We start from the raw sequence: 9,517 nt of genomic DNA, 5'->3' as shown, positions 1-9,517 counted from the left end.
TCGACGCCACGACGTCCTGACGCGCCATAAGCGACAAAGCGCCCGCTGAATTCCATAGGCACGCCGATCTTAATCGTATCTGCATATGCGTAGCCAATGCCGCCGATCATCGCGATTGTCGTCGCGAGTGCGGTCATTCGAATGGTACCGATGTGTCCTGCAGTCATCGCTGTTCCTCCCAGATTGTTTATCGCTCCCGATGAACGGACCCGTCGAAGGGCTCCTTCCCGTCACCATGGAGCGCTTATCACCCACCCAATGCAGCAGGCGTCCACTCCAAACACCATACACATATGAAACCTGGTCCGTCTAGTGAAATTTGACTGACAGCACGAAGCCGGGGTGCCCGGACGTATTCTTTACCAAGATGTTCCCCGGTCAGGGCATCGGGACTGGCAGAAGACGCCAGTAATCTGAGTTTGGAGCCCGATAATCTGCCGCGAATGCCGTCGTGCCCGATGGCCTTGATCCCGGCAATGGACGGATGCTACCGACTAGTCCTCCGGTGTCGGCCCGGCAGGCGCAGCCTTCCGGCCGGGCGGCGCAAGGTGACGCCGAGCACGGGCGGCATCGGCACAGGCTGAAGGCCGTCACCTTAGCGATCGGCCGACGCGAGTTGCGGAACCAGGCCGATGTGAGATCGAAGGCGGCTTCAACAATTCCGGATCACAGCCCGACATATCCGATCTCCGGTAAAATATTACGCCGGCAGTCGTCACCTGCGCCGGTTACACTCGCGCCGCCCGACCGATATGCACTGTGGCTTTGTTAGAGCTACAGCTATAAGCAGGGGAGATAACCATCACCTCTCTCCTCGCCGGGTCTAGCCGGCTAGGCTAGCCTGAATAGATGACGGCCAAGCCCGCTTTCCATAGGCTCGAACACGGCTTCGACGCGCCGACCGACCAGATCCATTTCTGTATCTTTGCCGTCCATTTCGGCCACGTTAGAAAACACGCGCGGGCCTTCGTCGAGTTGCACCAAGACGACGCTGTAGGGCACATTACCCGCCCAAGCCTTATGATAGACTTGGTGGAAGACGAGGTGACAAAGGATCTCGCCTTTTCCCGCCATCTCGGCCCATTCGGTTTCTTCGCCAAGACAGACGGTGCAGACCGGTCCGAGCGGAAATCTTACATGTCCACACGTCGCGCACTTTTGCAGCATCAGCTTACCTCGGCCGGCCCCTTCCCAGAAGGGCCGGTTAATATCGGTCAGCGCAGGCTGCGGCTTTGGTAGCGTCTCGGCCATCTGACTATTCTCCTCGTAGAATCATCGCGTTGGAACAATTGAGCGCCATGCCACGCCCCGTTACGAGGCAAAGCTCCGCGTCTTTGACCTGACGATCCCCGCAGCTGCCTCTGACCTGGCGGACGCCTTCGACGATGTGGAGCCAACCTTCCATGTAGCTTTCCGAGAGGTTGCCACCGGCCGTGTTAACCGGCAGATCACCTCCCAGTCTAATGCGGCCTCCTTCGACGAAGGAACCGCCTTCCCCTTCGCCACAAAAGCCGGCATGCTCCAGCCAGAGGATCACCGAGATCGTGAAATTGTCGTAGAGTTGAGCGACGTCAATGTCCGCCGGCTTTACGCCGGCCATGCTGAAGGCATCCGCCAGCGCCTGTTTCTGATGTGGCACGTACCACCACTTCTCGGATTCGAGCGTTTGCGCCGTATAGGCCTGTCCGCAGCCTGCAATGACTGCAGGCTTGTTTCGCATGTCCCGCGCACGCTCAGTGGAGGTAACGATGATGCAGACTCCGCCGTCGGAGATCAGGCAGCAATCCAGCAGACGCAATGGACGTACGATCCAGCGGGACGACTGATGATCCTCGATCGTGATGGGATCTCGCATGATGGCGTCGGGATTGAGTGACGCATGATAGCGACAGGCGACAGCAACCTCGGCAAGCTGGGTGCTCTTGGTGCCGTAGGCATGCATGTGACGGTCGGCCGCGACGGCGCTGTTGGCGGCAGCACCCATCATGCCCCAGTGCGACCACGGGACCTCCCCCCCGCTGGCACGATCAAACTTGACCCCGCCTGTTTTCGCCGTATCACCGAAGACGCAGGCGACCGTGGTCGCAAGGCCGGCATGGATTGCCAGCGCCGCCATCTGTACAAGCGCGCCCGCTGTGCCGCCGCCCATCGTAAGACTGCCCGTGTACCGCGGATTGAGGCCAAGCGCCTCGCCAAGCCGCAGATAGTGGAGACTTCCCTCCGGTGAGGTGGTGCCCGGCATGGTGAGAAGACCGTCAATGTCTGACTTCTTCAATCCGGCATCGTCGAGCGCACGCTTGAACGCCTCGACGCCGACGTCGAGAGCGGTGCGGCCCGTCAGCTTCCCTTGCTGGGTTGCACCTACGCCGGCAATGGCGATTTTTCCTGATATCGACATCAGCATCCCCTGAAGACTGGTTTGCGCCTCTCGGCGAAAGCGGCCCGCCCTTCACGGCGATCCTCGCTCTCGCGCAGCAGGTTGAACAGATTGCGCTCGTAGATGAGGCCTTGGGCGAGCGGTACGTCCTGCCCCTGACGCAGGGCCTGCCGAACGGCTTTGACCGACAGCGGAGCATTTGCCGCGATGCGGTGGGCAATCGCAAAGGCTTCCGTCATGAGGTCTGCCGATTCCGTCACCTTGGTCACGAGGCCTATCCGATAGGCTTCGACCGCGTCGATGCGATCGCCCGTCAAGGCGAGATACGTCGCGATGCCGGGAGCGACAATGCGCGGCAATCTTTGCGTGCCCCCGCTGCCGGGCATGCTGCCTATGGTGACTTCGGCGAGCGAAAAACTGGCGGTCGTGGAGCAGATACGGATATCACAGATCAGTGCCAGCTCGAAGCCGCCGCCGAGAGCATAACCATTGACGGCTGCGATCACGGGCTTGGTCAATCCAGGATCCCTGACCAGGCTGGCATCGCTTGGGCTCAGCGCGCGCTGCGCCAGCGTTGCGTCTGAATCAATCACCCCGCGCAGATCCGCTCCTGCGCAGAAGGCCTTCGTCCCAGCGCCCGTGACGATGGCAACCCTTGCATTTCCGTCTGCTTCGAACTCGGCCAGGGACTCGTAGAGCAGCTGAGCGCTCGCAGGATTGAGCGCATTGCGAGCCTCGGGCCTATCAATCGTCAGCAGTGTGATTGCGCCACGTTTCTCTACTTGAATGGTCATTGTGGCAGCCCCCTCCTGAGCAGGTCACGCGCAATGACCCACCTGTGAATCTCGCTGGGTCCCTCGACGATCCGGTAGACCCGGACTGTCCGGTAAATGTACTCTAGGGGCAGTTCCTTGCTGACGCCCATTCCCCCGAACGTCTGCATTGCCCGATCGACGACCCGGGTGATCATCTCAGGCCCCTGAACCTTCACCATGGACGCCTCCATGCGAACGTCGTCATCACCACGATCAAGCCGCGTGGCGAGTCGATAGGTCAGGAGACGCACCATCTCCAATTCCTGATAGCTGTCGGATATCCACCACTGGATGGTCTGGCGATCGGCCAGGGGCTTGCCGAACGTGACTCTGGATTGCGAGTGCTCGATCATCATTTCGATGCAGCGCGTGGCGAAGCCGATGCAGCGCGCTGCAATCTCCATGCGGCGAACGCCCAGCCGCCGCTGCAAGGGAGTGAAAGCATCGCCGACCTCCCCCAGCACCGCGTCCTCGTCCACTTCAACGTTGTCGAGCACAACCTCGTACGGGCAATACTCTCCGATCATCGGATAGTTGGACGGGATCGAAACCCCCTTGGCATCTCGGTCCACGAGGAATGCCGTCATGCCGCCACGTGTACCCTTGGACGGATCGGTGACTGCGATGACGATAAAGAAATCCGCCGCACGGGCATGACTGATGAAGGTCTTCGTTCCGTTGAGAAGCCACTTCCCGTTCCGAAGCTCGGCTTTGGTGCGGATACCGGATGCGTCGGACCCCGCAGAAGGTTCGGTCAAAGCCAGCGACGATCGCTTTTCCCCGCGCGCATAGGGCAGGAAATAGCGGTCGACCTGATCGCCCCGGCACAGTGCTTTCAGCAGGTGCAGATTGGGACTGTCTGGCGCCACCACAAAGGGCACGATCGAATGCTTGAGCTTCTCGATGACGATGCACTTGGTCAGCGCACCGAGATCCTGCCCCCCGAATTCCTCCGGCACGTCGATGCCGTACAAACCGAGAGACTTGGCTTTTTCCTGAAGCTGCGCCTCAATGTCGGGGGGCAGCAGAGGTGCGTCGGTGAACCCCCTTTGCATCTCGCGTTCGAGCACGAGACGTTCGTAGGGCCGCAGTTCATCGACAGCAAACCGGCGCACCGCCTCGCCGATCATCGTCACTTCCTCAGGTAAGTCGAAGTTGATGCCGGTCACTTGAGGACCCCTTTGCTGGCGTATTCTTCAATCGTTTCTGCCGGCATGTTCGCGAGCCGTGGCAATTCGTCATTATGCTGGCCCAGCAGCGGAGCGGGCGAGACATAGCGGTTGGACATGCCCGAGAAACTGGCCGGTACGCCATGATAGACGGTCCGGCCCATGACGGGATGGTCCAGATATTGCCAGAAGCCCCTTGCCCGCAGTTGCACGTCGGTCGTCAGCATGTCTTTCGCCGTCTGGACCATACCGGCCGAGATACCGACGCTCTGAAGGCGGGTCATCACCTCCATGGCTTCGATCGTTATCGTCCACCCGCCGATGATTTCATCGAGCGCGGCAGCGTTCTCCCTGCGTGACTCAATAGTGCTGAAACGGTCGTCGTGAACGAGTTCCGGCTGGCCGATTGCCTTGGCGAAGGCCGTAAACTGCTCGTTGCCCGAGACGGAGATGGCGCACCAGCGGTCCTCCCCAAGACATGGGTAGATGCCGTGAGGTCCTACATCCGGATCGTCCAAATACCCGGGGGTAGCGACAGTTCCGTTACAGGCGTAGTTCAAGAGGTCGTCCGCGAAAAGCGCCATTGTGCTGTCCAGTTGGGACAGCACAATCTCCTGTCCCTGACCGCTCCGGCGACGCTCGTTCAGCGCGGCAAGGATGGCAAAGGCCGCATGCAAGGGGTTGGGCAGATGATCTGGGTAGTTGGTTCCCGTGCCCACCGGCCACCGGTCGGGCAATCCGCCTAGCGAATAGACTCCGACGAGAGACGCCACGTTCATGCCGTAGCCGAGATAATCCTTGTACGGACCATGGTTGCCGCCCAAAGGCATGGATAGATAGATTATGTCGTCGCGGACACCGCGGACATCCTCATAGCTCAGGCCAAAGCGCTCCATGACGCCACGCGAAAACGAGTTGATTACGACATCGCTCTGTGCAGCGAGGGCGAGCACCAGTTGGCGCGCCTCTGGATGCTTGAGGTCGATGGATACGCTCTTCTTGTTCGGATTGCGATTGGCGAAGTAGCCGCTTTCCTCGATGGTCCGACTCCCGGTCAGCGGTTCTGCCATTCGGAGTTGGTCCGGTCGCTTGCGCGACTCCACCTTCACCACCTCGGCGCCGAAGTCGCTGAGGACCTTTGTCGTAAATGGCCCAGCACCCACCCAGGTGAAGTCGAGAACCCGAATCCCGGAAAGAGGCTTCATTCGTCCCCTCCGAGCTTCGGTGCGGGTCCTGCGATTCGGCCCGGGGTCCGTGACAACATAAACGGCGCTCCCGGAACCGGGATAACCTTGCCCCCGATGTCCAGGTGCCGAAATGCACCAGCCTCGAGCAAGTGCGGGTCCTTCAGAACCTGCTCGGGCCCGTTGACGGGTGAAATCGCGATGCGCCGCCTCTGACCTTCGATAAAGAGTTCCTGCATCGTGCGGTGTCGCGCGAATTCGTCGAAGGCGTCGGCGAAAGCCTGTCGGCTTTCCGGCTTTTGCTTGAACCGGTTGCTCGCCCACTCGTCCGACAACATCTCCCGAGCGGCTTCAACGCCGCTTTCCACCATCCAGTCGATCAGGTTCGTCCACCCGGTCCCGACGCCCCCGACGGCGGCATAGATCATCAGATATCCGTCAGCGCATGGATAGACACCTATGCCGGCCTGGCGCTGGGCCGTCGAGTACCGGCCACGGTTGACCTTCTGCAGATCGAAGAATTGGGGGGCCGTCTCCGTGCCCAGCGCCACGACTTCCTGCATGGAAATATCGATGAACTGCGCGCCACTCGTCCCGTCGCGCCCGAGCAGCATGGCCAGCGATGCGACGGCGCCGTAAAGGGCTGCGCTTTGCACCGCCAGATTTCCGCGTGTGACGGTGGGTTGATCCTCATATCCTGCCAGCGATGCCATCCCTCCCATTGCCATCGCAATGAGGTCGTTGCCCGCGTAATGAGAATAGGGGCCGGTCTGGCCGAAAGGAGTGATCGAGCACCAGATGAGCCGATCATGGTTCTGCCTCAGCGTTTCGAACGCCAGTCCGCGTTCGGCCCACCAGTGTTGCAGCCTGTCGTCCAGCACCAGATCCGCGCCGGCGAGCATGTCCATGAACAAGCCACGACCCTGCTGCGTATCGAGGTCGACGACCGCGCTCGTCTTTCCGGCCGCGATGTATTGGAATCGGACACTACGCCTGTCGTCGGCCCGACCGTCGATCAGTGGATATGCCGAACGCAACTCAGAGCCATCAGGGGGCTCCACCATGACCACATCGGCGCCATGGTCGGCAAATAGCTTGCCTGCATAAGCGGCGCTCGCGCCTACCTCAAGTATCCTGTAACCGCTCAGCGCTCCCGGAGTATTCATTGAGCGCGCCCCCCGATTGCGGTTTCGAACCCAATCGGACCGAAATATCCGCGCCGGCGGCCACAATCAGATCGACGAGTTCCTGCAAACGAGGGTCCATACGGACGCTCGGTCCGGTCAGGGCAATGCAGTTCGACACTTGCTGGTTGAGGTCGTGGATCGGTACCGCGATCGAAGTGAGACCCGCGATGCGCTCGCTGCGGGTCACGGAGTAACCACGCTCGCGGATCAGTGTCAGCTCCGCATCCAGAGCCTTGCGATCGACCCGCATTGATTTCTGGGTGGCCTTCAGCGCCGCATTCAGTTCCTCGGGCGTAAGATACGCCAGAAGCACCTTGCCAGTCGCGCCTTGAACCAGCGGCCGCCGCTCTCCCGGTCGAAGGATCGCCATCAACGGTGAAGGTGTATCGACAACGTCGATGCACACGCGCTCGTAACCGGAAAGCATGTTGATCGTCACCGTGTCGCCCGTCTTGTGCGCGAGTTCGGTCATAATAGGACGGCTGACCTCCCGTATCCCGATTGTACTGCGGACCAGCCCGGCGAGGCGAACGAGCTTCATGGAGAGACAGTATTCCTGACTCTCCAGGCGAATAAGGAAGCCTGCCTTCTCCAACGTATTGACAAGGCGATAGGTTGTCGCCTTTGGCATACGGATCCGCTCCCCTATAGCTTGCAGCGACAGGGTTAGTTGCTCCTCGTCGAACGCGTCGAAAATAGCTAACGCCCTGTGGACCGTTCGTGTCATTCAGTTGCTCCATCACTTCGGGCCGAGCTTCGATAAGCCAAGCCTCTGGACATTGCCGATAGTAAGAAAGCAAAAGAAACACAACCATTACCGCCCTATCGAGATTTTTCGGAGATACTAACCAGTAGGGAACTCTTCGAGCGTAGCGCGCAAATTGCGACCAACGTCGGTGCTGGCATCACGCCATCGCGAACCCGCCATTCACACTTAGAACCTGTCCGGTAGTCCAGGACGCATGGTCGCTGCTTAGAAAAACGATTGCAGCTGCAATGTCGTCCGGCTCGCCGATCCGCCCCATTGGGTACATCTTGAGTACTGACTTGACCCGTCGAGCGTATTTCTCCTCGCCCATCGACTCCCGAAGACCGGCTTCGCGAGTAATCCGAAGCGGAGTGTTCGTGGCACCGGGAGACACCACATTGAGAGTGACGCCGCTCCCGCCCACTTCTTGGGCGACCGACTTGACCAACGCAATGACGCCCGCTTTAGCGGCTGCATAGTAGGAGAGCCGCGCCTGGCCGAGCCGCGCACTGTCGGAGGCAATGCAGACCACGCGGCCGTAGCCGCGCTCGACCATCCCAGGGAGTACATGGCGCAGGCAGAGCATCGTGCCCAACAGGCAGACGTTCACGGTCGGAGCCCAGTCCTTCGACGTCGACTCCAGGAACAGCTTGTCATCGAGCACCGCCGCACAATTGACGAACACGTCGATCCGACCCAACCTGTCGGTCACCGTCTTGACCATAGACTTCACGTCGTCTTCGCTGGCGATATCTGCCTGAACCCCGATTGCGGTTGCCGCCGGCGGGAATGACCGCGCGGCCTCCTCAGCGGCTTCGCCGTTGATGTCGACGATCGCGAGCTTGGCGCCAGCTGCGGCGAACAAGTCTGCCGTTGCCCGGCCAATGCCTCGCCCGCCGCCGACGATCACCACAACCTTCCCTGCGAATTCGATATCCACGAACTTCTCCCCGTGCCCGCGCCTCTCAAGTGCCGAGCAAATGATTTCACCGACGTAATGCCTTGTCCTGCCGGTGCCGCGATCACATCGCAGCGGCAACCTGCCACGCGGCGGCTTGGTAAAGACCTACCCGGCCTTCAGAGTCGTGTCAACAAAGATTTCACTAGACGGAACCTATTTCGAAATGTAATTGGTTTGAGGGCGCATCGGGATCGGATGGAGTTCCCTATGCTCATCAAGGATGGGCCTGTCACAGCAGGTGCGACGGTCATCCTACTAGTTTGCGAGCGCGGGTGGAGGCGTGTAGATGATCAAGGTCAACGGGCCGGCAACTGCCGAATGGCCCTCGCTGGATGTGGCGACATCCGGTAGCGGTCCTGCTCTCGTCCTGCTGCACGGCGGCACCGGATCCCGCAACCATTGGGTGCGCAACATCCCGGAACTTTCGCAATCTTTCACGATCCATGCAGTTGATTCACCGGGTTTCGGCGACTCACCTGCCGCCGCACGGGACATGGATCCGGATCTCTATCTTGATTGGGTTGCTTGCGCGGTCAAACAGCTTGGAGACAGCGTGGCGCTTGCGGGGTTCAGCTTCGGCGGAGTTGTCGCCGCGGCAGTGGCGGCTCGGCTGGGCAGCCGCGTCAACAGCCTGTCACTGCTGGGGCCCGGCGGGTTTGGAGTGCCTAAGCATCGAAACATCAAGATGCGCCGCATGCCGAATCCCGAAGCGGGCGATCACGCTCGCCGCGAGGTGATCGCACACAACCTTGGCCACTGGATGCTCTTGCATTCACCGGAGCCGAGCGACCCCGTTGTCGACCTGCATTGGGAAAACATCCGGCGGGCGCGTTTCGACAGCCGCAAACTCTCGTTCCGCGATACTACCGTGGCCAACATCGCCAACGCCAGATGTCCCGTCCAAGTCATATGGGGCGCGGAAGACCCTCTCGCCACGCCCTCAATCGACGCGAGGGCCCACCGGATTGCGGAGGCAAGGCCCGACGTCGAATTTCATCGCGTTCCCAAGGCAGGACATTGGGTGCAATACGAAATGCCGGCGGCGGTTAACGAAATACTGACTGCATTCCACTCAC

The 9,517-nt window shown here is 60.4% G+C and carries 9 protein-coding genes; 1 reads left to right on the top strand and 8 read right to left on the bottom strand.

Annotated features, from left to right (window positions below; all coding sequences use genetic code 11):
* Positions 1-831: 831 nt before the first annotated feature.
* The 8 genes from ACK8OU_RS19475 to ACK8OU_RS19440 all read right to left on the bottom strand — a co-directional run bounded on the left by ACK8OU_RS19475 (position 832) and on the right by ACK8OU_RS19440 (position 8,420).
* Positions 832-1,251 carry a Zn-ribbon domain-containing OB-fold protein gene (locus ACK8OU_RS19475; RefSeq protein WP_410305001.1) on the bottom strand — a complete coding sequence of 140 codons (420 nt, stop codon included), beginning with the start codon at positions 1,249-1,251 and terminating at the stop codon, positions 832-834.
* A 4-nt stretch (positions 1,252-1,255) separates the two neighbouring features.
* A complete protein-coding gene (locus tag ACK8OU_RS19470) occupies positions 1,256-2,398 on the bottom strand; it encodes a thiolase family protein (RefSeq protein ID WP_410305000.1) in 1,143 nt (380 codons plus the stop codon).
* The gene (locus ACK8OU_RS19465; protein WP_410304999.1) at positions 2,398-3,171 is read right to left on the bottom strand and encodes an enoyl-CoA hydratase/isomerase family protein; all 774 of its coding nucleotides are present in this window, start codon (positions 3,169-3,171) and stop codon (positions 2,398-2,400) included. Before ACK8OU_RS19465 ends, ACK8OU_RS19470 begins: the two co-directional genes overlap by 1 nt.
* Positions 3,168-4,361, bottom strand: a complete 1,194-nt coding sequence (locus tag ACK8OU_RS19460; protein ID WP_410304998.1) for an acyl-CoA dehydrogenase family protein — start codon at positions 4,359-4,361, stop codon at positions 3,168-3,170. The genes ACK8OU_RS19465 and ACK8OU_RS19460 overlap by 4 nt, the downstream gene beginning before the upstream one ends.
* Complete coding sequence (locus ACK8OU_RS19455; RefSeq protein WP_410304997.1) at positions 4,358-5,566, bottom strand: CaiB/BaiF CoA transferase family protein; 1,209 nt, start codon at positions 5,564-5,566, stop codon at positions 4,358-4,360. Before ACK8OU_RS19455 ends, ACK8OU_RS19460 begins: the two co-directional genes overlap by 4 nt.
* Positions 5,563-6,711, bottom strand: a complete 1,149-nt coding sequence (locus ACK8OU_RS19450; protein WP_410304996.1) for a CaiB/BaiF CoA transferase family protein — start codon at positions 6,709-6,711, stop codon at positions 5,563-5,565. The genes ACK8OU_RS19455 and ACK8OU_RS19450 overlap by 4 nt, the downstream gene beginning before the upstream one ends.
* Complete coding sequence (locus ACK8OU_RS19445) at positions 6,671-7,459, bottom strand: IclR family transcriptional regulator (RefSeq protein WP_410304995.1); 789 nt, start codon at positions 7,457-7,459, stop codon at positions 6,671-6,673. The genes ACK8OU_RS19450 and ACK8OU_RS19445 overlap by 41 nt, the downstream gene beginning before the upstream one ends.
* Before the next feature lie 178 nt (positions 7,460-7,637).
* The gene (locus ACK8OU_RS19440; protein WP_410304994.1) at positions 7,638-8,420 is read right to left on the bottom strand and encodes an SDR family NAD(P)-dependent oxidoreductase; all 783 of its coding nucleotides are present in this window, start codon (positions 8,418-8,420) and stop codon (positions 7,638-7,640) included.
* A 307-nt stretch (positions 8,421-8,727) separates the two neighbouring features.
* On the opposite strand from ACK8OU_RS19440, the gene ACK8OU_RS19435 reads away from it, so the two are divergent.
* Positions 8,728-9,517: alpha/beta fold hydrolase (locus ACK8OU_RS19435; RefSeq protein ID WP_410304993.1), on the top strand; the 790-nt coding region annotated here is incomplete at its 3' end.

Source organism: Pontitalea aquivivens (genome assembly GCF_046507575.1).
Lineage (GTDB): Bacteria > Pseudomonadota > Alphaproteobacteria > Rhodobacterales > Rhodobacteraceae > Pontitalea > Pontitalea aquivivens.
The sequence above is the reverse complement of the archived record's forward strand: the minus strand, read 5'-3'. Positions and strand labels throughout refer to the sequence as shown.